This is a genomic window from Deinococcus aerolatus (genome assembly GCF_014647055.1).
Classification (GTDB): domain Bacteria; phylum Deinococcota; class Deinococci; order Deinococcales; family Deinococcaceae; genus Deinococcus; species Deinococcus aerolatus.
Window position 1 is genome coordinate 1 of record NZ_BMOL01000028.1, and the last position, 24203, is coordinate 24203.

Genomic DNA, 24203 nt, shown 5'->3' on the forward strand with positions numbered 1-24203 from the left:
AGTTCGCCGCCCGCTATCATTCCGCTTAGAAGTGCTTGACCACTGGTCCTGAGTTATGGGTTCACTCCAACTATTCTGTCATTTGCTCTAACGGCATGACGAGCGTGAGCAGGTGCTGGACAGTACTCATGTACTTCCTGAGTTGCCAGTGATGTAGGCCAGGAAAGCGCGGATGGCCTCGCTGTAGACCCGCAGCGTGTTGGGGCTGACCCGTACCCCGGCAGCCCAGTGGGTGGTTAGGCAGGCCTCGGTCAAATCCCAGAGCGCGTGGCCACTGCCCTTCCAAGAACTCGCGTATGCGCCGGGCGCGCAGGTTGCCGCAGTGCAGTCGCACCAGCCACGGCGGCGGCGCGTCCAGGGCCAAAAGGATGTGCGCTGCCGTACTGCTGCCCGCCCTGATGGGGGTTGTGGCAAGTTGCCGGGGGAGGGTGACCCGGTGCTGAGCGTCTCGTTCAGACCACGGGCGCGGCCAAGACCCAGCGGTCACGCCCCTGGGTCTTGGCCTGGTACAGCGCCTGATCAGCGGCCAAGAGCACGCTGTCGAGGTCAGGGCCGTGCTGTGGAAAACTGGCGACCCCCAGCGAGATGGACACGCGCAGGAGATGCGCCCCATGCGTCACCTGCTGCGCCCCAATCTCCGTGCGCCACTGTTCTGCCCGGCGGACGGCAGCAGCGCTGTCCAGACCAGGCAACACAACGATGAACTCCTCTCCGCCGTAGCGACAGATCGTCTCGCCGGGCTGCCGCGAGGCCTGGAGACACGCGGCCACCTGGCGCAGGACCGCGTCACCTCCAGCATGACCGGCCAGGTCATTGACGGCTTTGAAGTGGTCGAGGTCGAACAGCACGACGCTGAACGGGCTGTCCTGGGCACTCAGCAGGGCTTCTTGCAGGTACCGGCGGTTGTACAGGCCAGTCAGCGGGTCACGAATGCTCTGCTCGCGCAGTGCGTGCTGCAAGTGCTCAATTTCGGCCATCCGCAGCTGAAGCTGCTCGTGGGCGAGCCGCAGTTCGGCCTCGGCCTCGCGTTGAGCCGTGACGTCTCGCCAGACCACAATATGCCCCTGAACCTGTCTCCGGGCGTCCCGCAGGGGGGTGACCCGCACCTCCAGATGCTGTTCGCCCAGCGTCAGTTCAGCCGACGCGGCCTCGCGGCCTCCGGTCAGGGCGCCCAGGGACGCCGCGGCCACACCCCACTGCTCAAACACCCGTTCGGCTGGGTGGCCGAGTGGGGTCGGCAGCGCTGGGTCGGCGAGTTGCCTGGCCACCGGGTTGAGATCCACCAGTCGCCCCGCCCGGTCGAGGACGACCACGCCCTCCCCCATCTGCTCGATCACTTGATGCCTTGCGATCGGCACGAGATCGAACAGCTGGAATCCCAGCAGGCCCCACAGGAATACCAGGGCGGTGATCAGAAACAGCATGGGGGTCAGGTCCAGTTCGGGAAAGGGGCTCAAGCCCAGGACGCTGACCAGGTTCACGATCCAGGGCAGCCCCAGGCCCGCCAGGAGGATCCCAGCCTGACGGCGGTACGGGTCCGTTGCGCTCCGGAAGAACAGCGCCAGCCGCAGCGCACTGAGCAGCATCAAGCCGTAACCGTGCACCACCACCACCGTGAACCCGGGACCGCCCTGAAGCCTGGTATGGGCTTCCAGCGTTCCCAGCTGCCCGAACAGGACCCCGCCTGGATCGCCGGCCAGCAGCAGGCCCCAGGTCGCGACGGGGACGGCGAGCAGGGTGACCCAGGCTCCCGCGTGCATGGGCCGGTTCGGTTGGGTAAAGGCGCGGGTGAACAGCCACACGCACACCGGCGCACTCACCACGCCGAAGAACGTGGCGTCCAGCCAGAACTGTTGCAGTCGGGGCGAAGGGCTGTCCCAGTGCAGTGCGTAGGTCAGGCTCCATTGCGCGAGGGCCAGCAGCAGGAAGGCGAGGGGACCAGCGCCCGGCGCACCTCGGCGTCGCCAGACGAAGTGGGCGATACCCAGGGCCGCGAGCCCGGTGACGTACAACCACGCGGCGTATCCGGTGGCCAGGGCCTCGGTCATCGGCTGCGCGGGGGCTGGACCGCCCCCGGCCCTACGCCCACTCCAGCCCAGCGAAAGGAGAGAGAGATGATCATTTTGTCTTAATGTACAGCGCCTGGTCTTGCAGAATTCTGCGCTCTGCCGTGGACCGCTGCGGCTGGTGATGGCAGGGTGGCCTTCAAGGGCCTTGAGCGACACGGCACGCTTTTTTCGTCGGCTGGAACGTTAATTTCTCTCCCCGTTTCGACTCAGGACCGAGGAACGGGGGGAGGGCTGTGGAGTGAACCCATAACTCCGGTTCACCGTCACTTTTGATGATTGTCTGAGGAACCTGGCCTCCAATGTGGTATGGAAAACGAAGCACTGTCTGCCCTCTTCTTGGCACAGATTCCTGGGTTTCGACTGGACGGCGTGCAGGGCGAAGAAAGAGTCGCCGTTGTGGCCACCAGCATCCAGCCGACTTCAGCTTGCAAGGAGTGTGGCACTTGCAGTGCTCGAATTCACAGCCGCTATCGGCGTCATTTGAGTGATCTCCCCGCCTGTGGGGCTGCCGTCAGCCTGGAATTATCCGTTCGCCGTTTCATGTGTGAGGAGCTGTCGTGCCGTCAGCAGATCTTTTGCGAGAGATTTGCCGTTGGGCTGTCCCCTTACGTTCGTCGGAGTGGGCGGGCGATTGCAACCATTCAGCATGTCTCGGTCGTGCTCGGTGGCAATGCGGGTGCCGCACTGCTCACCCGGATGCAATGCGTGGTCAGTGCGTCCACCGTGCTGCGTGCAGCACGGCTGCTCCCGCCAGTGGTGCGGCCCGTCCCTGAGGTCATTGGTGTCGATGATTTCGCGTTCCGGCGTGGCCACGTGTATGGCACGGTCATCGTCAATCTCGAAACACGGACGCCAATCGACCTGCTGCCAGACCGGAGTGCGGGCACGCTGGCCACATGGCTCAAGCAGCACCCACACATCAAAGTCGTCAGTCGAGACTGTTCCTTGGAATACGAAAAGGGAATCTGCGAGGGTGCACCGACGGCTCAGCAGGTTCTGGATCGTTGGCACGTCCTGAAAAACGGTCGAGAAGCGCTGGAACGTCAGTTGGGCCGCGACCGCACGGCCATTCTCGAGATCTGCCAGGATCAGGTTCCGGTGCCGCCACCCCCACGCACCCAGAGTGAACAGCTGCGCCGCACAGAACGTCAGCAGGAGCGTCAGAAGGTGTTTGGTCAGATTCACGACCTTTCCAAAGGGGGCCGCAGTCAACGCGCCATCAGCCGAACGCTTCATTTGAGCCGAGGACGCATTCGGGGCGTGCTGACAGCCAAAACGCAAGCACCGACCGGGCGTCGGCAGCGCCTCGCCGGGATCTTGGAGCCCTTCTTGTTTCATCTTCAACACCGCTTTGCAGAAGGTGAACGTAACGCCGGGCAACTCCTGCGGGAGTTGCGCCAGCAAGGATTTCCTGGCTCTCGCAAACGGGTCGCGCAATGGATGCAAATGCGCCGCACCGTGCCTGCCAAGACCACACCCGGCCCCTATGTGGTGTCAGCAGTAAAAAGCGGGGCGATCCCGCCGTCAGCCCAGACCGCGATCGGTATGACCGATCGTCCGTGGACGTTCCAGCGATTGATCTGGGTCATGCTCCGTGATCAGACCAAGCTGGGTGCCGACGACCAGCGGGTGCTCGCGGCCATCAAAGCTCGATCTGAGGTCGTGACCAAGGCTCACGACCTCACCCAGGCCTTCACGCTGTTGATGCGTGAACGAGGGCTCCACGAACTCGAACCCTGGTTCCAGTCCGCGAAGTCGTCAGGATTGCCAGACTTCGTGACCTTTGCCAGAGGTCTCGAACGCGATGCTGCCGCACTCAAGGCGGCTCTCCGATTGCCCTGGTCGAACGGCCCGGTTGAGGACATGGTCAATAACATCAAACTGATCAAACGACAGGCGTACGGCCGGTCCTCGTTTCAACTTCTCCGACAGCGCGTGTTGATGGCTGTGTGACCAGCCGTCATCAAAAGTGACGGTGAGCCGGAGTTATGGGTTCACTCCACCACGTCGCCCCTCTGCCCCTTCAGCTACTGCGCAATAGGTCTTCAGGTCATGCGATTTTTAATCGGAGTCCGTATCAGGTACAGAGATCCGCGACCCACAGGGGCAGTTCTCCACTCAGGTCCTGCTGTGTACAGACCTCCAGCTGAGTCCAGTTCAGATCTTGGAGTCCTTCGTACAGCGCTGGCAACTCGAAGCCACCTTTGAAGAAGTTCGAGCTCACCTGAGTGTCGAAACACAACGGCAGTGGACCGACCTGGCCATTGCGAGAACAGCCCCAGCAACGCTGGGGTTGTTCTCGCTTGTGACGCTCATGGCTCACGAGCGCTGGCAGGGCCATAATGTTGGGGTTCGTCGTGCCGCCTGGTATGACAAGACCTTGCCGACCTTTGTTGGTGTGCTCGCTGAACCTCAGCGAGCATTATGGAAGGTGCCGACTTTTCGCATGTCTGCGTCAGGTCGCGAAATGATTCAAGTCCCACTGGAATTTATTGAGCGCCTCGCAGACGCACTCTGCTACGCCGCCTGACACGCCTCCATGGCTAAAGTCGAGCGGAGAAACCGCAGGAAAGAACGAATAGTCCTGTCGAGGACTTGTGGTGGCTGCGGCCCTCTTCAATCCTCTCTGGCTTGCTACCGCAGCATCTGGCGCATCCGGGGGTCCAGGAGATCACGTAGGCCGTCGCCCACAAGGTTAAAACCCAGAACGGTGATCATGATGGCCAGACCAGGGAACAGACCCAGCCACGGCGCTTGCAGCAGGAATGAACGGCCTTCTGAGAGCATCAGGCCCCAACTGGACTCGGGCGGCTGGGTGCCAAGCCCGAAAAAGCTCAGGGCGGATTCGGCCAGCACTGCGAAAGCCAGGCTAAGCGAAGTCTGTACGATGATCGGCCCCAGCGCATTGGGCAGAACGTGACGCACCATCATCATGGCGTCGCTCTGTCCCAGGGCGCGGGCGGCGGTCAGGTACTCTTCCTCCCGCACAGTCAAGATGCTGCCGCGCGTGATGCGGGCAAAAATCGGTGTGTACACGATGGCGATGGCAATCATGGCGTTCTCGACGCCACGTCCCAGAATCGCCATGACAGCGATAGCAAGCAGCAACGCCGGAAAGGCCATCAGGATGTCCATCAGGCGCATTAACACCTCATCCACCCAGCCCCGGTAAAAACCCGCCAGTGTTCCCAGGCTAATCCCTGCCACGGCAGCCAGACTGACGGCGATCAGGGCCACGCGCACCGAAATCCAGGCACCCGCCAAAATTCGGGAGAAGACGTCGCGCCCGAAGTTGTCGGTTCCCAGCAGGTGCGCCGAACTGGGCGATTCGAAGGTGGCGGCAAAGTTCATGGCGTTGGGATCGCTGGGGGGGAACACCTGTCCGGCCAGTGCGGCCAGCAGGACCACAGAGAGCAGTGCCAGCCCCACCACCAGGGTTCGGTGAGACAGCATCCGGCTCAGGAATGAACGTCCCCGACGGGCGGTGGCCGGGTTAGCAACACCAGTCATCAGCAACCTCCTGACGAGCGCTGACTTAGAAAAAGACTTTCAACCATACTGCACTCTGGGATCAAGAATACCGTACAGCAGATCGGTCAGCAGGCTGGAGACTGAATAGATCACGGCAGTGAGCAGGACTGCCGCTTGCAGAATCGAGTAGTCACGGTTGAGGGTAGACTCCAAGGCCAGGCGGCCCAGACCGGGCCACGCGAAGACAATTTCCACCACCACAATTTGGCTGAGCAGGGTGGCAAGTTGCAGGCCCACCACGGTGACGATGGGAATGGCGGCGTTGCGCAGCACATGTTTGCTCATTACCCTTTGTTCCGGCAGTCCTTTGGCACGGGCAGTGCGAACGTAATCCAGACGGATCACCTCAAGTAACGCGCTGCGGATGAAGCGAATCATCACTGCGCCGCTGACTACGCCTGCTGTTATGGCGGGCAAGAGTAAATGGCTCAGCCAGCCGCCCACGCCGCCCTGGGCAACGCTCTCGTAGCCGCTGGAGGGCAACCAGCCGAGCCGCTCGGAGAAGAAATAGATCAGCATGATGCCCAGCCAGAAGTCCGGGATCGACACGCCCAACTGACTGAGAAGTCCCGCTCCCAGATCCCGCTTTCCACCTGGACGCAGCGCTCCGGCAATGCCCAACGGCAAGGCCACCAGGAGGCCAATCAGAAGTGCAAAGAAGGCCAGGGTCACGGTGGGCAGGATGCGCGGGCCGATGATCTCAGCGATGGGTCTGGAAGTGATCAGGCTCTGCCCGAAATCTCCCCGCAAGACCCCGGTGAGCCAGTGGTAGAACTGCGTGTACAGCGGCGCGTTCAGACCCATGCGCTCACGCAGTTCGGCAATGGCTTCAGGGGTAGCCTGAATGCCCAGGACAACCCGCGCTGGATCACCGGGAATAAACTGCACCAGCAAAAACGTCAGCATGCTGATGCCCAGCAGCACTAGCACCACGCTGCCTAGGCGGCGGATCAGGTAGGTGACACTCATGACGTCTCCCAGAAAAAGGCGCTGGGGCCAATGTGATGAGGCTGAACTTCAGCGCTCGCCCCCAACCCCAGCATGCTCATACTCCGCCCTATTCCTATTTGCTCAGCCAGGTCTTGGTGAAGTTGATAGCCTGGTCTGGACGGGCGGCGTAGCCCTTGACGTTCTTGCTGTAAGCATTGACATTGGACGGATTGAACAGGTAGATGTAGGGCGCGTCGTCCACTACGATCTTGTTGATCTGGGCGTACAGTTTCTTGCGCTCAGCAATGTTGGTAGAAACCCGCGCGGCGTCCATCAGCTTGTCGGCCGCCGGGTTGCTATACCCCGTGAAGTTGAAGCCCTGGCCCGTGCGCTGCTGGGCATAGAAATACTCGTCTGGGTCCACCATCGCGTTCCAGCTCAGCACGAACATATCGAAATTGCCCTTGCCCTGCTCGTCAAGCCACTGCGCCCATTCGAGGGTTCGGATATTGACCTTGATGCCCAGTGGCGCGAGTTGCGCCTGTAAAATCTGCGCGATTCGCACCGATTCGGGATACTGAGTCGTGACCATCACGCTGGTTTCAAATCCCTGACCCACGCCCGCTTTGGCGAGCAGCGCCTTGGCCTGTTCCAGACCTCCGGTGTACGGGGCGTACTTCTGCGAGAAAGCACTGTTGGACGGAATCGGACTCTGGGTCGTCACGGCCTGACCGAAGACTGCGCCCTGCACGATCTGGTCACGGTTAATACCCTGGGAGATGGCCTGACGCACAGCCTTCTGATCAAACGGTTTGCGGTTGAGGTTCAGGCCGATATACCAGTACGAGAAGGCCGGGACCGAGTCGATTACCAGTTTGTCGTTCTTCTTAAGCGTGGGAATATCCTGCGGCGGCACGGCCATAACCCAATCCACATCACCGCTTACCAGCGAGGAGCGCCGCACGCCCTCATCGGGAACCACGCGGATGTCAATGGCATCCAGGTACGGCAAGCCTTTCTGCCAATACAGCGGATTCTTGCTCAGCTTAACGCCCACACCCGGCTGATACGAGGTGATTTTGAAGGGACCAGTGCCGATGGGCGCAGTGGCGACGGTCTTGTTCGCCACCCCCTCCTTGGCAAAAATCCCGGTGGATTTGCTGGTCAGGTCACCCAGTATATTGGTGCGGGCCTCTTTGAGCTTCAAGACCACCGTAGATTTGTTAGGCGCGGTGATGCTGGTCACGCCCGAGAGATGATAGGCATTGCCTGAGGCCGTCTTGGGGTCCATCAGGCGTTTGAGGCTATATACCACGTCATCGGCAGTCATGACGCGCCCATTGCTGAATTTCACGCCGGAACGCAGGGTGAATGTCCAGGTCTTGCCCGCGTCGCTATTCTTCCACGACGTTGCCAGGGCGGGAATCAAGTTGCCCTGGGGATCAATGGCCACCAATGTTTCCAGGACGTTCTCCAGAACCTGGAAGGAACTGTAGGCGCTGGATGCGTGCGGGTCCAGGCTGGCGGGTTCCTGGGACCACACAGCCTTGAGGGTGCCACCCTTTTGAACGGTCTGGGCGTGGGCCAGTGGCGCAGCCACAAGGGCCAGGGAGAGGGCAGTGGTCAGCGTGCGAGACAGGCGTGAGGTGAGCTGTTTCATTTCATTCCTCCATCGATGCGGGGGACGGGCGTGAGGTGCGCGGCTTTCTGGGTGGGCCGGATCTGGGGCCGCTGGGATTGATGGGCGCGCTGGGATTGAAACTCCGGATTGACCGTATTCCAGTCCCAGACGGTCTTACGAATGTCAATGACCTGAACGGTGTCGTACTCCATAACCTCCGACTGGTGAAAGAAGCGCTGGGTAAAATCGAACAGGCTGTGGATGTCCGGGTGCATGGACTCCACGATCACGTTGCGCTGGCCCAGGCCCACGCCCAGGTAGCACACCAGCGGTGACGCCTGAATCCGGTCACAAAACTCGTTCAGTGCAGCAGGTTGGATGCGGAGATAGGTGCTGGCCAGCACTGGCACCCCCAGACTGATTGGATCGGCCACAGCGATGATGCGGATGGAACCCGACTCGGTCAGGACATTCACGCGGTTACGAACTGTGCCTTCGGTAACACCCACTTGCCGAGCAATTTCACGGAAAGGCGTGCGCCCGTCGATTCGGAGGACCTTCAGAATGTGCCAGTCGGTTTCATCAAGTTCAAGCACCTGACCTCCTTTCTCTATCTGGATTTTTCACAGGCTACGCAGCACGAGCGGTGCGTAGTTGTTGTGAATGCGTAGTAGCTTGTCGGAGATTTTACGCACAATGAATTAAAAATGCAATTGAGGTACGCATTGCGAATTTCTGGTGTACTCGAACTGTCTTCAGTATTTGCTCGGCCTCTCGCGCTTTTTTCCTATGTTTGACTGTGGCGGGCCGCTCGCTCACCAGTCGCTCGGTGTTGCAGAGCCAGACAGAGGGTGGCGTGATATTTAAGCTGGACCTCTGGAGTTTTCAGATTCACGGTCAGCAGAGCGTTGCGCGGCTCTCTGTATCAGCAGCGTGAGCGCGTCCTGACCAGTACGCAGTAAGACAATTCTCACGCCACAACTCTTACCTGTCAGGGAATCACGCCTTCAAACAGCATGCCCCGGCGGTCCTCGGTGACGTCCCGAAACAGTTCAGGGAACAGGCTGGGCATGCCATGGTTCGCAGAGCGCAGGTGGGATTCAATGTGTGCGTGGGAGCGCTGGTTGGGCAACACGAGCAGATTGCCCGGGTCATTGTTGGTGCCGTCGCGGTGGTGGACGATTGCGCCGGGGGCCAGAAGCCAGGCTGGCAGCTGCTCGGCCAGGACGCGGTGCAGGGAGCGAGCTTTGCCCGTCGCCTTGTCCCGTATTTTCCAGTCGCCCTTACGCTCCCTCACCCCTTGAGCTCCCGGCCTACTGGCACGGCCATTCCCCTTACTCAGGCCAGACTACGCCGCGAGTGGACCGAGTGAGGTCAATCCGCCGCACTCGCCCAACTTCCCAGCGGCAATTCATTCAAACGCTGGACCTTGAGCGTCACTGCCCGCCCCTGCACCGTCGCCTCGCCCTGGACGATCAATGCGCGGGCGTCACGCAACACGACGCGGTGGGCTTCCCACAAATCCGGGGAGATGATGGCCTGGACACGGGTAGACGTGTCTTCCAGCACAAAGAAGGCAAATCCTTTCGCTGTCGGTGGCCGCTGCTTCGTGACCACCAAGCCCGCCGTCCACGCCTCCCGCCCGTGGCGCAGCCCTGCCAGTGGCACGCAGCCCAGGTCACGCAGGCGGGCGCGGTGGGCGTCTAAGGGATGCCGTCCAGACTCGGAAATCCCTTTGGTGTCCAGATCCAGGAACAGTAGTTCATCTGGAGCAAGGGTGGACAACTCAGGCGGTCGTGCGTTTGGACCCAGCAGGCCGCGCGTCCCCGGCTTTCGCGCATTGGCGATGGTGTGCAGGACGTAATACGCTTCACGCCTGTTTTTCTGGGCGTCTACTGCGTCAAACGCCCCAGCTTTCGCCAGCGTATCCAGGGCGTCGCGCCCCACCTCCACCCGGTCATAGAAGTCCGCGACGTTTTTGTACTTGCCGCCCATCAAGCGCTCCTGCACAATCTGCCGCGCCGCCGCCTTACTGACACCTTCCACAACTGAGAGGGGAAGCCGGACCGTTCGCTCGTTCTCGGCCCGGTACGACATGCCCGAGCGATTGATACACACGCCGCGCAGGGAGATACCCCAACGCCGGGCCTCGTGGCTGACCGTGCTGGCAGGCCACAGGCCCGGCTCCTCGGTCAGGAAGCCCGCGAGGTACGCCGCCGGGTGGTGCTGACGCATCCAGGCGCTGGAGTAGGCGTGCTGGGCAAACGCGTGGGCATGACTCTCGGCGAAGCCATACCCACGGAAGGCCGCGCAAATGGCGAACATCTCCCCGGCCTCCCAGGGAAAGGCCCCGGTGGTCAGGGCCGCTCCGGCGGTAAAGCTGTTCTTCAATTCTTCCAGCTCGGCAGCGTCCTCGGTCTTGCTGAGTCTGGATCTGAATTTGTCCGCATCGGGCCAGCTATACCCCGCGTAGTGGACGGCGATCCGCAGAATCTGCTCCTGAAACATCAGCGTGCCGTGCGTCGGCGCGAGGATCGTTCTAAGCGGTTCGGGCAGCTCTGGCACGGGTTCCTCGCCTCTCGCCCTTCTGACGTATGGATGGACGGTGCCGGACTGGATCGGGCCTGGGCGCACCAGCGCAATCTGGTGCGCGAGCTGGGTCATGTTCTTCGGCTGCAAGCGGGCCGTCATCTGCACCTGAGCCGGACTCTCGATCTGGAAGATGGCGAGGGTGTCCCCGCTGGCAATTCGCTCCCACACGGCAGGATCGTCGGGCAGATCGCCGTACTCCACCCACTGGCCCGTCAGGCGCATCACTTCTTCGCGTGCCCGCTCCAGCGCGGCCAGCATCCGTAAGCCCAGCAGGTCCAGTTTGATCAGGCCCAGTTTCTCCACGTCATCCTTGTCAAAGGTCAGCATGCGGATACCACCGCTGGAACGGGTCAGGGGCGAGTAATGGGTGAGCGAACTGGCGCTCAGCACCACGCCGCCGCTGTGGGGGGCCAAGTGGCGTACAAAGCCCGGCTCAATCTTTTCCAGCAGGCCCAGCAGCGCCTCACCCACAGGCGCGTCTCCCAGCACCTCGGTGAACACCACCTGCGCCTCCCTGGCCCGGTGCGGGCGGCTGTGGCGGTAATCCCGGCCCAGCGCGCGGCTCAGACGGTCCCGCAGCTCGGACGGCAGACCCAGGGCGCGGCCCAGGTCCTGCACGGCGCTCGGCAGGCGGTAGGTGATCTTGTTGGCCACCATCGCTTCCCCGGTGCCCTCACCCCCCCAGCGGGCTTCCACCCAGCTCAGCACCTGATCCCTACGGCTGGAAGCAATGTCGATGTCCACGTCCGGCATGGACGCGCGCCCAGTGTGGAGGAACCGCTCGAACAGCAGGTTGTGTTTGATGGGGTCCGACAGGGTAATGCCCAGCAGATAACAGAGAACGCTACCCGCCGCACTCCCGCGCCCAGCCGCCAGGATTCCGTGTTCGCGGCAGTAGTCGGTCACTTCGGCAGCGGTCAGAAAGAATCCTGCCATCTCCAGCGTTCGCACCGTGGCAAGTTCTTGCTGCAAGCGGGTCTGGGCCACTGGTCTGGCATCGGGCAGGTAGCGCAGGGGCAGAGCCGCAAATGCGCGCTCCTCCAACGCCTCCTGTGGCGTCTGGAACATCCGGAGCTTCGGCTCCGGAGCGTGTAGCCGCTCCGGGCGCAAGTCCAGGGCGCAAGTGTCAGCCAGCTTCTGGGCGTTGAGCAGTGCGTCAGGAAAGGGCAGCAGCGCGCCCCAGTCGTCTGGCGTGCCGACGCGGCGGGCGTCGTTGCGGGGGCGCTCGGCATGAGGAACCTGCACGTCGATTCCCAGGCGGGCGCAGGTCAGGGCATCAAGGAGCGGGTACTCGTCCTGGCCGCCCATGTTGACCTCGGGAGCGGCCACCGTGGGCAATTCCAGGTCTCGGGCCAGACCACGCAGGTACTCCAGTCTTCTCCGTTCGTTCGGCGCTGCGCCGTGAAAAAGCTGGAGGTACAGATCGAACGGGAAGGACTCGCGCAGGATCCGCAGAAGTGAGGCCGCCCGCGCGATCTCTCTCCGTTCGCCCAGTACGGTGGGGAAGCCCTGCCGCCCGCCTGTCAGACAGACCAGATGATCGCCCCGACTGGCCGCCTCCTGCACGCGTTCCAGAGGCAGGCCGTCAACGCGGTGCAAGTGAATCTGGGTGATCAGTTCGCACAGCAGCGCGTAGCCAGTTCGGTCTTTCGCCAGCAGCACCAGGGGGAAAACCTCGTGCAGTTCTTTCGATCTGGGGGGCGTGGGGAACAGCACAGGCAGCGTCACCCCAATCATCGCTCCCAGCCCTGCTTCACTCGCTGCCTCACACAGCTCCACGGCTCCGGCCACGCTGCACCAGTCGGTCAGGCCCACCGCGCCGTAACCACGCTCTACCGCGAGCTTCACCAGTCGCCGGGGGCTGACCGTACTGCGACCCTCCGAGAAGTAGCTCTGGCAGGTCAGCAGGGCGGGCAGGGGGCGATTCACCCTCAGTCCTGAATCCGCGCCAGCCACCAGCGGTCTGGGGCGTCCTCACGGTGCAGCTCGGCCACCAGCTCCCCTGCCTGAACGAGAAAGCAGCTTCTGGGGCTTTCCCCCAGCCACCAGCGCCCACCGTAGCGCCACTGGTCCAGCACATCCCAGATGGGATAAGCACGGCTCTGCCAGATCAGCCGCCCCGGCTCGCCCGCAGGCGTCAGGCAAACCTCGACGAGTTGCTGCACGGCCTTCACAGGGGCACTTCCTCAAAGAACGCGGCCATGCGCTCCACAGCCTTTTGGTGGGCCTGGATCCGGGTCAGCGCGGGTTTCCAGCTCTGGCGGGGTGTCATGGATGTGGGGCGCACCATCCCCGTCAGCCAGTCCACCCACTGATAGCGGGCGTCGGTGGCGTAAGCGTAGGGGTCCAGCCACTCCACCTTGACCAATGCCTCGGGGAAACGATCCAGTACGTCTTTGGTGACTTCCAATTCCGCTAGGGAAGCCCACAGGCCCACCATCCGGCCCGGCTGCTGAATGCCGGAGAGTTGAAGGGTCAGCGCCTCCACGCCCAACGGCAGTGCACCTGTGTCGGTCAGGGCCAGCCCAGCGATTCGCAACAGGCCCGCTGGACCAGGGGAGCCTTTTAATTTGCGCGTGGCCGAGAGCCGTCCGCCCAACGTGTCGGCCTGCACCGTCAGATACGCGGCGGCGCGGCCCCGCAGCTCGGCCAGGAATAAGGGGAGTAGCTCCGAGAAAATCACATCCGCCTCGCTGGGTTCGTAGAGCGGTGAGTCCAGACCCATGCGCGCCTCGATCACCCGGCCCGGCACATACCGCTGCACCGCCCCCGTGCGCTCGCCTTTCAGAAAGCGGTTAACCCGCTTTCCCACATCTACGCCTAGAAACGCTTCTCGCTGCGCCGCGCTCCACTTCATCAGATCCGCGAGGCCGCGCACCCCCAGAAAAGCCAGCCGTTCGATATGCACAGGGGTCAGGCCGATCACTTCCAGATGGGCAGGAGGGGTCAGGGAAAGGAACGCTTTCTCAGCCGCACCTGTTGCCACCTCGCGGACCTCGCCCGGCTTGGCACGCAGGGCGGCGATTTGGGCGACTTCCAGGCTCTCGGCCAGACCCACCGGGGCATGCAGGGCGGCAGCCAGTTCACGGGCGGCTGGAGCGCTGATCTTCAGAAAGACAGTTCCTGGTACTCGTCCTTCTACCCGGTCCGAGTAGCGCGCATACAGCGTTTCGAGCAGCTCCACCCACGCCGCGATTGCCGTGGGCGCGCTGATCACTTCGGCGTGAAGCTCGGGGCAGCGGCTCAGGGCCGCGATATCGCGCATACCGAGTTGTACGCCTGCCTCTTGTGCGTCTGAATTGGCGTACAGCACGCGCCTCGACTCACTCAGGGCGGCCACGGGAATACTGGGACGCTGACGGCTCAGCAAGGTCAGTGGCCACGGTGAAAGGTTCACGCAGGCCAGAGGCATCTCACTATGCCCAACGGGCGCTGACACGCGGCACGCCCACCCCTACCCGGCCCACCATCTTGCCCTGGACCTGGACCTGCTCTGCCGGGTACGTCATACGCGGAATGTCCGGGTTCTCTGACATCAGGATGATCTGATCCCCGAAGTGGTATAGCCGCTTGAGGGTGGCGGCCTCTTCGCCTGGAATCAGCACGACGGCCACCTCGCCGTCGTGCACTTCCGTGGCGGGCCGCACGATCACGTAGTCACCGTCCAACACGCCCACGCCCGTCATACTCTCTCCCCGCACGCGCAGGAGGAAATCGCCGCTGCGCATGTCCAGCAGCGTCTCCAGGCTGGGCGTGTAATCGTCGGGGGACTGGGCCGCCAGCGCTGGCGGCCCAGCGGCGATCGAGCCGTAAATGGGCAGGCCGTGGCCCAGGGCCACCTTGGCCCGGTCCGTGGCGATCAGCGGCGCGTACCGTTCGGAACTCGGCTCCAGATAGCCCAGATTTCGCAGGATGCCTGCCTGATAGCTCACCGCCTGCTTGGTCACGCCCGTCTGGGCCGCGACGGCGCTCAGTGTGGCGTTGGCGCCCAGTTGGAGGGCGGCATTCAGGATGGCGGTGCGGGTGCGGGTCAGGTCTGGGGGCATGGGGTTCACCTCAATTCTTGACGAGCATCAAGAAGTTGATGACAGCTTGCACCATTTTTTTGTCTCGTGTCAAGATAACCATGAGGTGAACAATTTATGACTGAGCTTACCGGGCATCAGGAGGATTCAGAAGCCACTGGTTACACACGCCAGATCGAGATTCGCATGGTCTTTCCGGAGAAGATTCGTTACGAGAAGGGGAGACCCGTGAAAGAGCCGGGACCGGATCCAGAGCGGGTGATCGCAGCGCTGCGTCCAGAAGTGGAGCGGGGCGTGCAGGGCAGGTACGGCGAGGAGACGGAGGTGATCTTTCGGGTGGCTCAGGCCCCCAGCATCCGGGTCACGGGACAGTTCGGGGAAAAGGTGGCCATTACGGCAGCATTCGCCCAGGAAGTGCTGGACGGCGCATTCGAGCATCTGGTGGTGGAATAGCGCCTCCTCGCACTCTCCGGGTTCCCGTCACACTCTAGGGAGGGAGACAGTGGCCAAGGTGGAGCGCATGGCCGCCGAAGTCCCGGTACCCACGTATTCGATTGACGATCAGACCGCGATCAAAGTGATGGGCAGCTCCGTCGGAATCGTCTCCGAGGGTCAGTGGCAGCTCTTAACGTCCGGAAGCTGATTCTGCAAATTTCGCGGTTTATTGATCACGACAGAGATTCGCATGGGGCATCGTCAACTTTTCGAGCTTCTGGCCTCACGTTTCTGTTGCCGACGAAGTACATTCGATTTTAAGGGGGAGCCGATGAACCAGAATGCTGTGAAGCGTCTGTATCTGATGCAGGTGGGGTCCATGCCGGAGTACCAGATTCCTATCGTGTGCGCGCTGGTGCAGACGGAGGACGGCAAAAATATCCTGATTGACAGTGGCCTGCCGGAGATCATCCCTGAAGAAGCCTCGGACTTCGAGAACGGGCAGGACGTTCTCGAGCAGCTGGCGAGCATAGGCCTGACACCGGATGACATCGATACCGTCATTTCGACCCATTACGATATTGATCATGCTGGACGGCACGCGGCGTTTACCAAGGCGCAGTACGTGGTTCAGCGTGTTCACCATGAGGACGCGGCGAGCAACCCACGTTTCGCGGCCCTGCGGCCGCAGTGGGATCAGCCGATGGAGCGCATTCGCCTCGTGGATGGGGACACGGAACTGCTGCCTGGGCTGACGCTGATTGAGACGAGCGGGCATGTGCCGGGACATCAATCGGTGCTGGTGCGGTTGCCCACAACGGGGCCCGTGTTGTTGACGATTGACGCGGTCCCTTTCGCTGCAGGCTTTACGCGTGACGCGCCGGACGATGGGCATAACCCGGACCCCGAAGCCACCCATGTCAGCACATTCAAGCTGCTGGATCTGGTGGAACGCGAGCAGATCAGCCTGGTCATTTTCGGGCATGACCAGGCGCAGTGGGCAGGGCTGAATACGCTGCCACAGTTTTACGATTGAGGAGGAAAGTACCCTTCTCCCCCAGCCACAGTCACACCGGGCTCCATCATCCGATTGGGAACACGAAAGGAGTCAATTGGGCTGCGACTCGGTAACGATAAATGCGAAGTTGGGCTGCAATCGATAAGACTCACCTCCTGCACGTCATCTGGTGCGGGCAGATCGAAGGTACTGGTAAACCGTCTCCCGGCTGAAGGCCCGGGCGAGGCTGGCCTTCGGCTCCCCGCTCTCTGCTGAATGTCCGCCCACCTATGATTGCGTTTGGAAGACCCCGCTACGCTGGAACCATGAAAGGTCTCGCTCTGGCTGCCGCGTTATGTTCGAGCATGGCGCTCTCCGCGCCCATCCTGGAATTTAACGCCGATACTCCGTCCTGGTCCGTCCTGAACGACAACGTGATGGGCGGAGTCTCCAGCAGTCGGGTGCAGATCAAGGCTGGAGTTCTGGAATTCACAGGTCAGGTCCGCCTGGAAAACAACGGCGGATTCGCCAGCATTCGGTCCAACCCGGGCCGCTATGACCTGAGTCGATTCTCGGCCCTGAGATTGCGGGTCAAGGGCGACGGGAAGCGCTACAAGTTCCAGCTCGGGACCGATCAGAGCAGCGTGACGTACCGCGACGAGTTCGACACGGTGGCGGGGGTATGGACCATTGTGACCATCCCCCTGGCGTCCTTGCGCCCCACCCGCTTCGGTCGTCAACTGGCAGGCCCGGCGCTTGATCCCAGCAAGGTCACGTTCTTCGGATTCATGATCGGCAACGGCCGTGCTGAACAGTTCACTCTTGAAGTGGACTGGATCGAGGGTCTGTAACACCTGTCCGGGTCACCCATGCTGATGTCTTGAGCTGGGTGCAGCTTTGAGATATTGGTAACCCGTTTCCCGGCTGATCCCAAAGCCCTTTTGAGGTGCTGGCCTTGGGTCCACCCCTCCTGCCTAAAACTTCACGGGTGCTCCGAGCGTCGTGACGTATAGTGCCCTTGTCGGCAAAATGTGTGTTCGCTTGCTTTTCCTGTGGGTTTCCCCAGGGGGTCTTATGTCATTGTCCCGCACCGTTCCCTTCACCCTGACGCTGAGCCTCCTTCTCGCCGCGTGCGGTCAGCACTCCATCTCAAACCCGGTGGCCGCTGCCCCCACGCCTACTGTGGCCCAGATGCAGACCAACGCCGCACTGCACACCTTCGCGAAGCAACTTGCCGCCACCCTCACCGAACCCGGCGTGCGCTCCGTGATCGCGCAGCAGACGGCCCTGGAGTTCGACGGTGACACCGAAGCGCTGTACACCACGCTTGCATCCCAGTCCACTGGGAAAGGGACGTTCGCGCAGGCTTTGTCCTCCAGGCTCGGCGCACAAAGCCTGAACACCCTCGCCACGCAGATCCCAAAGCTCAACATTGCGGTGCGCGGCGGGACGTGGGATCACGCGGGCGTGATCCCCTGGGTGGCCGTGGCGCCTGAAGGCGGCGATGAGTTTGCTCCAGTGGTGGCGTATGACGCGCAGGGTCAGGCGCATCAGCTCGACAGCCGCGAGGCACCTGCTGTGCCTGTCGTGGTGGTGGGCGTAAACGAGCGTGTGGACGCTCAGGGCGCGCTGCTGTCTCAGGTCAGCACCTCAAAAGGGCAGCGTTCGGCTTTGACGGCCCAGGGATGTTACTCGGTGAAGCTCGTCAGACTTGACCTTTACGACGATATGGAGCCCTGGACGAAAGGGAAGGCCGAAATCTGGGTGGCGGTGAAAGGCCCAGGCATCGGGTGGCATGGACAGCTCACGATGGTGACTGAACCCGGAAACTACTTCGACGCTATCCAGGGGTTTGGCTGTACAGATGGTGATGTCCGCTTTTACTGGTACGAGAAAGACGGCTCGAATTTTGACGTGAGCATCTCGGTGGGCGGGTACGGATTCGGCATCAAGATCGACGATGACGATGATTTCCTGGGCAGCGTCACGATGGGTAAATCCTTGTTTGAGGGCACGTCAGTGAATTCCAGAAACCTCGGCAATCTGAAGCAGTACACCCACTGAGACCCAAGGTCAAACGCAACGCTCTGCAGTAGACCCACCTGAGAGGCAAACATTCTTCTACATGACCCGCACCTGGCGTATCACGCGTCGGGTGCGGTCCTCAGGTACTGGTAGACGGTCTCCGAAGTCCCACGCAATGCTGGCCTTGGACTCCCCCTGCTCTGCACGCTGAGGTCAGCACCCTCCCCTACACAGAATTTTCGCTCATGAAGGTTCAAGTCCTATGCTCCAGGATGATGTGTGGCGCGCCGCACGGGCGCGGTTTCGGGCTTACCCTCCCCCAACGGCATCCTGAACGCGCGTGGCAGCGTTCGCTTCCCCTTTCGTGGAGACACCATTATGGAATCACTCTTCGGGTGGATCACCCAACCAGAAGCCTGGCTGGCTTTCGGCACCCTGCTGTTGCTCGAAATTGTGCTCGGTATCGACAACGTTATTTTCATCTCGATCCTGGCCGGAAAATTGCCCCCGGAGCAGCAGCACCGGGCCCGCACCATCGGCCTGATCGGCGCCATGTTGATGCGTCTGGCCCTGCTGTTTTCCATCAGTTGGATCTACCGCCTGCAAAATGACCTGTTCTCACTCTTTGGACTGGGTTTTAGCGGCCGTGACTTGATCCTGATCTTCGGAGGTTTGTTTCTCCTTTATAAGGCCGTCAAGGAGATGCACGAGCAACTGGAAGGCCCAGGAAGTCATGGGCCGCACACCACCGGGCAGGTGGTCGGCGCCAACTTCGCGGGGATCATCGGCCAGATCATGGTCCTGGACATTGTTTTCAGTCTGGACAGCGTGATCACCGCAGTGGGCATGGCTGATGACATCGGCGTGATGGTCTCGGCCGTGGTGGTGACCGTGCTGATCATGCTGGTGGCGGCGCGGCCAATCGGAGAATTTGTCCAGGCCCATCCCACCGTCAAGATGCTGGCGCTGGCCTTTTTGCTGCTGATCGGGGTCAACCTGATCGCAGACGGCTTCGGGTTCAAAATTCCCAAGGGCTACACCTACTTCGCCATGGGCTTTGCGATCGCCGTGGAGTTGCTGAACCTGCGGACGCGACGTGGCGCGCCGGTGGCTCTGCACGAAACCGATCGGCATCCCGACGTCCGCTGACCTCTGTTTTGCGTTCGTTCTCGCGTCCCCGGTAACATCGCCGGGGACGCTGTTCTATCCCCCAAAGCCGCCCGGTTGCTGTGGCCAAGCATGGAATCGGCGAACCGCAAACGCGACGTCATTTCGGCATAAGAGTGACTCGTAATAGCGGGGCAGCCCAGACGCAGGAAGTCGGGCTGAACGTGGTTGAGGGACGGAACTGGCAGGGCGGCACCATCATGCCGTGCGCTGTCTGACTGACCTACTTTTAATGCAGTGGCTGCCCGTCGTCCAACCTGACGGCCTGTTCGGTGAGACCGTATCCGCGATTCAACAAGACACCGCCGGGGATATTCCCCGGCGGCTTGGAATACAGCTGCGATCTTGTTCGTGCTGCACAGCCTTATTCAGTGGTTCCCGGTTCCCGCTAAAGGGCGTCGGCCTGCGCCTGTGAAGTGATCCGCGCGCCGTCCGGTACGGTGACGCCGCTGCGAAGCGTCACGTCAATGACCAGCGCGCCGCTGCCGATCGTCACGTTATCGCCCACCTTGCTGCGGAACAGCACTGAGTCGTCGCCGATGGTCAGATCGTTCCCCACGGTCAACGGACCGTGGAACACGATGTTGTCGTCGGTAGCCAGACGGGCGCCAATCTGGATACTGGTGCCCTTCAGGGCGTGGAAGGTCACGCGGTCTTCGATCTCGGCATTCTCACCGATGATGATGGGCGCCCCCTCGTCGGCCCGGATGCTGGTGCGGCGTCCCACCACGCTGTTCGCGCCCAGCCGGACATCCCCCACGATGCGGGCAAACTCAGCCAGCTGGACGTTGCGGCCCAGGGTAGGGGGCACGGGCTGGGGATTCCAGGAGGTGCGCGGCGCGGCACTGGGACGGTTCACAGCGTCGAAGCCCTTGGTCCGGTACAGCTCGGCATAACTCTCGGCGAATTCCGCATTGACCTCCAGGACCTCTTCCTGGAATTCCGCGCTGGCCTCGGTTTTGAGGGGCAGCGCGTTGGCCTGGGCCTGCGTGGTAATCCGCGCTCCATTCGGGACCAGACGGTCACGTGGAATGCGCACATTGCTGACCTGGGCACCGTGCAGTACGAAGGCGCCGTCCTCCAGCACACTGTTCTCAACCACCGACAGGAATCCCACGAACGTGAAATTCCCGACCACACTGTTGCGGATGGTGGCCTGGTGGGCAATGCTGACGCGGTCTTTGATGGTGGTGGAACGCGGCGCACAGCCGCCAGCGGGCGTGGACGCCCCGCGGATGGCGACCAGTGTGATGTTGTCCTGCAGATTCGTCTCGCTGCCGATACAGATGCGCTCGCCCGGCTGGGCGTTGAGCACCGTGTTGCCAGCCACGAAACTGCCGTGGCCAATCGCTATGTCTCCGAAGACTTCGGTCAGCGGCGAGATGAAGCTGTTGTTCACGACCACCTTCGGCCCCACCAGGAAACGGGCCAGCGCCCCCTGCAGTCCCTCGCTGCCCCCAGCGACAGCGGCGCCTGCCAGCGTGAGACCGAGGCATCCACCGATCATCCATACCGTTCTTTTTGTCATAGAGCTCCCTAGCACCAGAAAAGAGCATCGGTCTCAGAGGAAGCAGACATCTTTGTTTTCTGGGCGTGGGCCAAGCGTACAGGCCGAGGTTCCTTCATTGATGGGGGCGGAACCCATCCGCACCTTCATGGAAGTTCAACCAGGGCGCGGCTGGACCAACAATCGGCTCAATAGAGAGTGATTCGGGTGTGGGGAAGCTTTCAACCCGTGGGGACAGCTTTGAGATACTGGTAGACGGTCTCCCGGCTGATGCCGAAGTCCCTGGCAATACTGGTTTTCGACTCGCCCCCTTTCGCGCGCTGCTGCAGAGCACTGATCTGAACGGCCGTCAGGGTCTTTTTGCGTCCCTTGTACACGCCAGCCTTCTTGGCCGCCTCGATCCCCTCGCGTTGACGTTCGCGGATCAACACTCAGCAGCAGTCTGGACATCGCCGAGTCTTCCCCAGTGAAAGTCAAGCCTTCCTTGACGAACTCGACGCGTACCCCTTTCTCCGTCAACCCGTTGACCAGCGCCCGGGGTGTCCCCTTCGCGGGCGTGACCGAGCAGGGCGGTCAACTGAGGACGGTGGGCATTCCCACCGCTGACCTTGTCGGTGAAGACCTTGTCGAAAGTCAGGCCGTCCAGTTGCCGAACGGTGTTCTGGTCTTCCGAAGAGACGCGGGTGTAGCCGAGGCGGTGGCCTCTGGTGTCATTCATGGGAACTCCTGTCAGGTTGGGGTCTAGACCCCGGCAGGATACTGTCAGACATCTCCAAAATCAACCCTATTCTGACGCATTTTTCGCCCCTGATCTGACGTCAGGGTGGGGTATACCCCACCCTGATGGTTGAGCCTTGCCCTTGCCTGACGGAGCTTTCCTACTCAATCGTCTTTGTTGTGAGAGTTTTGTGACCCTCATCTTGAGATCGTGCTCACACAAGGTCAGATTGATGTGAATCGGCCAGCCTTGGGCCCTCTCCCGCGATCCACCTGAGCTTCCCGCCGTCCCTGACCACCCGCCACCTTGGCCTCTAGTCTCAGTGGTCTTCCCCCATTCAATCCAGAGCCCCCTCTGGACAGGAGCTGTCATGCGTCGTCCCACTGGTCTGCTGGCCTTCACCACCCTCGGTCTCGTCCTCGCCTCCTGCGGTCAGCAGGCCCCCCAGCCCGCGTCCGCTCCCACCAGCGGCAACATGGTGACCCTGACCCTGGCCTCCCCCCTCGCCGGGTTCAAGACCCAGGGCCTCCCCACCGGCCCCGACGGCCGCAGCACCGTCACCCACCTCAAAATCAAGGTCAAGAACGCCCAGGGCACCTACGTCCAGTTCAACGGCCAGAACGTCTACCAGCAGAACGGTGCCCAGACTTTCCTGACGCTGAGCAGCACCCAGCCCAACGCCACCGTCGTCCTGCCCCGCGGCACCTACACCTTCGAGAACATCGGCAAGGACAACGTCGAGGGCACCTTCCTCGCCTACGGCACCAACGACGGCGTCGACCTGACCCAGGGCAGCAGCACGATCAACCTCCAACTGCACGCCCTCGCCGACGAGGGCACCACGACGTTCATCGACAAGTTCAAGTGGAAGAGCGTCGCCACCCAGGAGACCCTGGATCTACGCCTGAACGTCCTCAATGCCCAGGGCACCGTGGTCCCCACCGGCGACTACAGCCCTGTGACCTACCAAATCGTCGACGCCCAGGGTCAGTCGCTGTCCGGGGTGGCCGACGTGCTGGCCGGCAGCAGCAAGCTGGGCGCCCGCGTCAAGGTCATCGGTACCACCAGCACCAGCGCGTTGTTCGTCAAGGCCAGCACCCAGGCCTGGCAGGCCACTGGCTCAGAAACCGCCGCGCCCACCACGTTCAGCAAGACGTTCAGCATTGCCTTCGACAAGACCGGCCTGTCCGTCGACACCCAGGCCCCCCAGGTGACCCTGAACGCTGTGGGCACCGTCACCGCTGGACAGGACGTCACGCTCGCTGGCACCGCCAGCGACGACGGCGACCTGATGGCCATCCGGGTGTTCGACGGCAGCATGCTGATCGGCAGCACCGACGCTGCCGAGTGGGGGCAGAACGGGGTGGCCGAGGTGATGTTCACTCCCGGTTCCGGACAGTGGTCCCTGAACTGGACGCCCACCACCAGTGGCGCGGCGGACCTGCTGGTCATCGCGGCCGATAAGGCGGGCAACGAAGGCCGCGCTCAGGCCCAGAAGGCCCTGCAGTTCCTCAAGAGCTTCGGTGCCACGAGCTTCTTGCACAGCGTGGCCATCAAGCAGGACGGCACTGTCGCCGCCTGGGGCAACAACGGCAATGGTCAGACGGACGTGCCTGCTGGCCTGACGAACGTCGTCGCCACCTCTACTGGCTGGGACCACAGCTTGGCCCTGAAGCAGGACAGCACCATCGTGGCCTGGGGCTACAACGGCAGTGGGCAGACGACCATCCCCGTCGGTCTGACGGACGTCGTCGCCATCGCCGCTGGCTCCAACCACAGCCTGGTCCTGAAGCAGGACGGCACTGTCGCCGCCTGGGGCAACAACGGCAATGGTCAGACGGATGTGCCTGCTGGTCTGACGGATGTCGTCGCCATTGCGGCAGGGCAAATCCACAGTCTGGTCCTGAAGCAGGACGGCACCGTCGTGGCCTGGGGCTATGACGGCGACGGGCAGACGACCATCCCCGCTGGCCTGACAGACGTCGTGGCCATCTCGGCTGGGTACCGGCACAGCCTTGCGCTGAAGGCCGACGGCACCGTCGTGGCCTGGGGGCTCAACAACATTGGGCAGGCCACCATCCCTGCGGGCCTGACGGACGTCGTAGCCATCTCCGCCGGCGTCTTCCACAGCCTCGCGCTGAAGGCCGACGGCACCGTCGTGGCCTGGGGCAGCAACAACGAGGGGAATCTGAACGTGCCCGCCGGACTGACGGACGTCGTAGCCATCTCCGCCGGCTTCTTCCATAGCCTTGCGCTGAAGGCCGACGGCACCATGGTGGCCTGGGGCGACAACGCCCATGGGAATTTGAATGTGCCCACCGGGCCGTACCTGATCCCCTGAGCCCACCCACCGGCACTGTGAGGGGAAGTCGGTCCAGCACCGACTTCCCCTTCTGTCTTCTGTTCCCCTGGAGTTCCTGATGACCCGATTCCTTCCGCTGTTCCTCGCTCCCCTGATCCTCGGCAGCGCGCTCGCCGCCCCCGTCGTGGTGGGGGGCAGTGTCGGGGTGCTCCGCGCTGGTGTGGTGCCCGCCACCCTCACCCTCAGCACGCCCCTTGTCACATCGCCGCAGGCCGAACTCTGGG

At 62.2% G+C, this 24203-nt stretch carries 22 protein-coding genes; 8 read left to right on the forward strand and 14 right to left on the reverse strand.

The features are described 5' to 3' along the window. Nucleotides 1-126 precede the first annotated feature (126 nt). Together IEY31_RS18950 and IEY31_RS17125 are read right to left on the reverse strand one after the other, a co-directional pair. Nucleotides 127-255, reverse strand: a complete 129-nt coding sequence (locus IEY31_RS18950; RefSeq protein ID WP_268238974.1) for a hypothetical protein — start codon at nucleotides 253-255, stop codon at nucleotides 127-129. A 197-nt stretch (nucleotides 256-452) separates the two neighbouring features. Further along, a complete protein-coding gene (locus IEY31_RS17125; RefSeq protein WP_188974175.1) occupies nucleotides 453-2048 on the reverse strand; it encodes a histidine kinase N-terminal 7TM domain-containing diguanylate cyclase in 1596 nt (531 codons plus the stop codon). A gap of 327 nt (nucleotides 2049-2375) precedes the next feature. Here IEY31_RS17125 and IEY31_RS17130 point away from each other — a divergent pair, with 327 nt between their 5' ends. Further along, nucleotides 2376-4022: an ISL3 family transposase gene (locus IEY31_RS17130; protein ID WP_188974176.1), complete on the forward strand. Its 1647-nt coding sequence runs from the start codon at nucleotides 2376-2378 to the stop codon at nucleotides 4020-4022. A 211-nt stretch (nucleotides 4023-4233) separates the two neighbouring features. Beyond that, a complete protein-coding gene (locus IEY31_RS17135) occupies nucleotides 4234-4599 on the forward strand; it encodes a hypothetical protein (protein ID WP_188974177.1) in 366 nt (121 codons plus the stop codon). Nucleotides 4600-4703: 104 nt separating this feature from the next. Here the strand turns inward: IEY31_RS17135 and IEY31_RS17140 are convergent, their stop codons facing one another. The 9 genes from IEY31_RS17140 to IEY31_RS17180 form a co-directional block, all read right to left on the reverse strand. Further along, complete coding sequence (locus tag IEY31_RS17140; RefSeq protein ID WP_188974178.1) at nucleotides 4704-5579, reverse strand: ABC transporter permease; 876 nt, start codon at nucleotides 5577-5579, stop codon at nucleotides 4704-4706. Nucleotides 5580-5618: 39 nt separating this feature from the next. Further along, nucleotides 5619-6569: an ABC transporter permease gene (locus IEY31_RS17145; RefSeq protein WP_188974179.1), complete on the reverse strand. Its 951-nt coding sequence runs from the start codon at nucleotides 6567-6569 to the stop codon at nucleotides 5619-5621. A 94-nt stretch (nucleotides 6570-6663) separates the two neighbouring features. Then, complete coding sequence (locus IEY31_RS17150; RefSeq protein ID WP_188974180.1) at nucleotides 6664-8190, reverse strand: ABC transporter substrate-binding protein; 1527 nt, start codon at nucleotides 8188-8190, stop codon at nucleotides 6664-6666. After that, nucleotides 8187-8747: an Lrp/AsnC family transcriptional regulator gene (locus tag IEY31_RS17155; RefSeq protein WP_188974181.1), complete on the reverse strand. Its 561-nt coding sequence runs from the start codon at nucleotides 8745-8747 to the stop codon at nucleotides 8187-8189. The genes IEY31_RS17150 and IEY31_RS17155 overlap by 4 nt, the downstream gene beginning before the upstream one ends. A gap of 395 nt (nucleotides 8748-9142) precedes the next feature. Further along, nucleotides 9143-9448 (reverse strand): HNH endonuclease, encoded by a 306-nt coding sequence (locus IEY31_RS17160; protein WP_188974182.1) that lies wholly within the window; start codon nucleotides 9446-9448, stop codon nucleotides 9143-9145. A 77-nt stretch (nucleotides 9449-9525) separates the two neighbouring features. Beyond that, a complete protein-coding gene (gene dnaE / locus IEY31_RS17165; protein ID WP_229723740.1) occupies nucleotides 9526-12672 on the reverse strand; it encodes a DNA polymerase III subunit alpha in 3147 nt (1048 codons plus the stop codon). A gap of 2 nt (nucleotides 12673-12674) precedes the next feature. Then, entirely contained in the window at nucleotides 12675-12917 is a 243-nt protein-coding gene (locus IEY31_RS17170) for a hypothetical protein (protein WP_188974184.1), read from the reverse strand. Further along, entirely contained in the window at nucleotides 12914-14140 is a 1227-nt protein-coding gene (locus IEY31_RS17175) for a DNA polymerase Y subunit UmuC family protein (RefSeq protein WP_229723741.1), read from the reverse strand. The genes IEY31_RS17170 and IEY31_RS17175 overlap by 4 nt, the downstream gene beginning before the upstream one ends. A gap of 19 nt (nucleotides 14141-14159) precedes the next feature. Continuing rightward, nucleotides 14160-14789 (reverse strand): LexA family protein, encoded by a 630-nt coding sequence (locus IEY31_RS17180; protein WP_188974186.1) that lies wholly within the window; start codon nucleotides 14787-14789, stop codon nucleotides 14160-14162. 96 nt (nucleotides 14790-14885) lie between these two features. Between IEY31_RS17180 and IEY31_RS17185 the strand changes: the two genes are divergently transcribed. The 5 genes from IEY31_RS17185 to IEY31_RS17205 all read left to right on the forward strand — a co-directional run bounded on the left by IEY31_RS17185 (nucleotide 14886) and on the right by IEY31_RS17205 (nucleotide 19374). Continuing rightward, nucleotides 14886-15221 (forward strand): hypothetical protein, encoded by a 336-nt coding sequence (locus tag IEY31_RS17185; protein WP_188974187.1) that lies wholly within the window; start codon nucleotides 14886-14888, stop codon nucleotides 15219-15221. 313 nt (nucleotides 15222-15534) lie between these two features. Beyond that, a complete protein-coding gene (locus tag IEY31_RS17190; protein ID WP_188974188.1) occupies nucleotides 15535-16239 on the forward strand; it encodes an N-acyl homoserine lactonase family protein in 705 nt (234 codons plus the stop codon). 287 nt (nucleotides 16240-16526) lie between these two features. Continuing rightward, complete coding sequence (locus IEY31_RS17195; RefSeq protein ID WP_188974189.1) at nucleotides 16527-17051, forward strand: CIA30 family protein; 525 nt, start codon at nucleotides 16527-16529, stop codon at nucleotides 17049-17051. Between the two features lie 223 nt (nucleotides 17052-17274). Further along, nucleotides 17275-18264 (forward strand): DUF3103 family protein, encoded by a 990-nt coding sequence (locus tag IEY31_RS17200; RefSeq protein WP_188974190.1) that lies wholly within the window; start codon nucleotides 17275-17277, stop codon nucleotides 18262-18264. Nucleotides 18265-18600: 336 nt separating this feature from the next. After that, a complete protein-coding gene (locus tag IEY31_RS17205) occupies nucleotides 18601-19374 on the forward strand; it encodes a TerC family protein (RefSeq protein ID WP_308424339.1) in 774 nt (257 codons plus the stop codon). 406 nt (nucleotides 19375-19780) lie between these two features. On the opposite strand, the gene IEY31_RS17210 is transcribed toward IEY31_RS17205, so the two are convergent. From IEY31_RS17210 to IEY31_RS19155, 3 genes are all read right to left on the reverse strand, one after another. After that, the gene (locus IEY31_RS17210) at nucleotides 19781-20920 is read right to left on the reverse strand and encodes an LbetaH domain-containing protein (protein WP_188974191.1); all 1140 of its coding nucleotides are present in this window, start codon (nucleotides 20918-20920) and stop codon (nucleotides 19781-19783) included. A 200-nt stretch (nucleotides 20921-21120) separates the two neighbouring features. Next, nucleotides 21121-21330 carry a helix-turn-helix domain-containing protein gene (locus IEY31_RS19150; RefSeq protein WP_229723743.1) on the reverse strand — a complete coding sequence of 70 codons (210 nt, stop codon included), beginning with the start codon at nucleotides 21328-21330 and terminating at the stop codon, nucleotides 21121-21123. Next, nucleotides 21324-21617 (reverse strand): recombinase family protein, encoded by a 294-nt coding sequence (locus IEY31_RS19155; RefSeq protein WP_229723744.1) that lies wholly within the window; start codon nucleotides 21615-21617, stop codon nucleotides 21324-21326. Before IEY31_RS19155 ends, IEY31_RS19150 begins: the two co-directional genes overlap by 7 nt. Before the next feature lie 370 nt (nucleotides 21618-21987). Between IEY31_RS19155 and IEY31_RS18830 the strand changes: the two genes are divergently transcribed. Continuing rightward, on the forward strand, nucleotides 21988-23958 hold the full coding sequence (locus IEY31_RS18830; RefSeq protein ID WP_229723745.1) for an RCC1 domain-containing protein: 1971 nt from the start codon (nucleotides 21988-21990) through the stop codon (nucleotides 23956-23958). Nucleotides 23959-24203 lie beyond the last annotated feature (245 nt).

Coding starts and splice junctions, on each gene's coding strand:
- IEY31_RS17125 (WP_188974175.1), bottom strand. CDS start 2,048: ATGACCGAGGCCCTGGCCACCGGATACGCCGCGTGGTTGTACGTCACC.
- IEY31_RS17130 (WP_188974176.1), top strand. CDS start 2,376: ATGGAAAACGAAGCACTGTCTGCCCTCTTCTTGGCACAGATTCCTGGG.
- IEY31_RS17140 (WP_188974178.1), bottom strand. CDS start 5,579: ATGACTGGTGTTGCTAACCCGGCCACCGCCCGTCGGGGACGTTCATTC.
- IEY31_RS17145 (WP_188974179.1), bottom strand. CDS start 6,569: ATGAGTGTCACCTACCTGATCCGCCGCCTAGGCAGCGTGGTGCTAGTG.
- IEY31_RS17150 (WP_188974180.1), bottom strand. CDS start 8,190: ATGAAACAGCTCACCTCACGCCTGTCTCGCACGCTGACCACTGCCCTC.
- IEY31_RS17180 (WP_188974186.1), bottom strand. CDS start 14,789: ATGCCCCCAGACCTGACCCGCACCCGCACCGCCATCCTGAATGCCGCC.
- IEY31_RS17185 (WP_188974187.1), top strand. CDS start 14,886: ATGACTGAGCTTACCGGGCATCAGGAGGATTCAGAAGCCACTGGTTAC.
- IEY31_RS17190 (WP_188974188.1), top strand. CDS start 15,535: ATGAACCAGAATGCTGTGAAGCGTCTGTATCTGATGCAGGTGGGGTCC.
- IEY31_RS17195 (WP_188974189.1), top strand. CDS start 16,527: ATGAAAGGTCTCGCTCTGGCTGCCGCGTTATGTTCGAGCATGGCGCTC.
- IEY31_RS17200 (WP_188974190.1), top strand. CDS start 17,275: ATGTCATTGTCCCGCACCGTTCCCTTCACCCTGACGCTGAGCCTCCTT.
- IEY31_RS17210 (WP_188974191.1), bottom strand. CDS start 20,920: ATGACAAAAAGAACGGTATGGATGATCGGTGGATGCCTCGGTCTCACG.
- IEY31_RS19155 (WP_229723744.1), bottom strand. CDS start 21,617: ATGAATGACACCAGAGGCCACCGCCTCGGCTACACCCGCGTCTCTTCG.
- IEY31_RS18830 (WP_229723745.1), top strand. CDS start 21,988: ATGCGTCGTCCCACTGGTCTGCTGGCCTTCACCACCCTCGGTCTCGTC.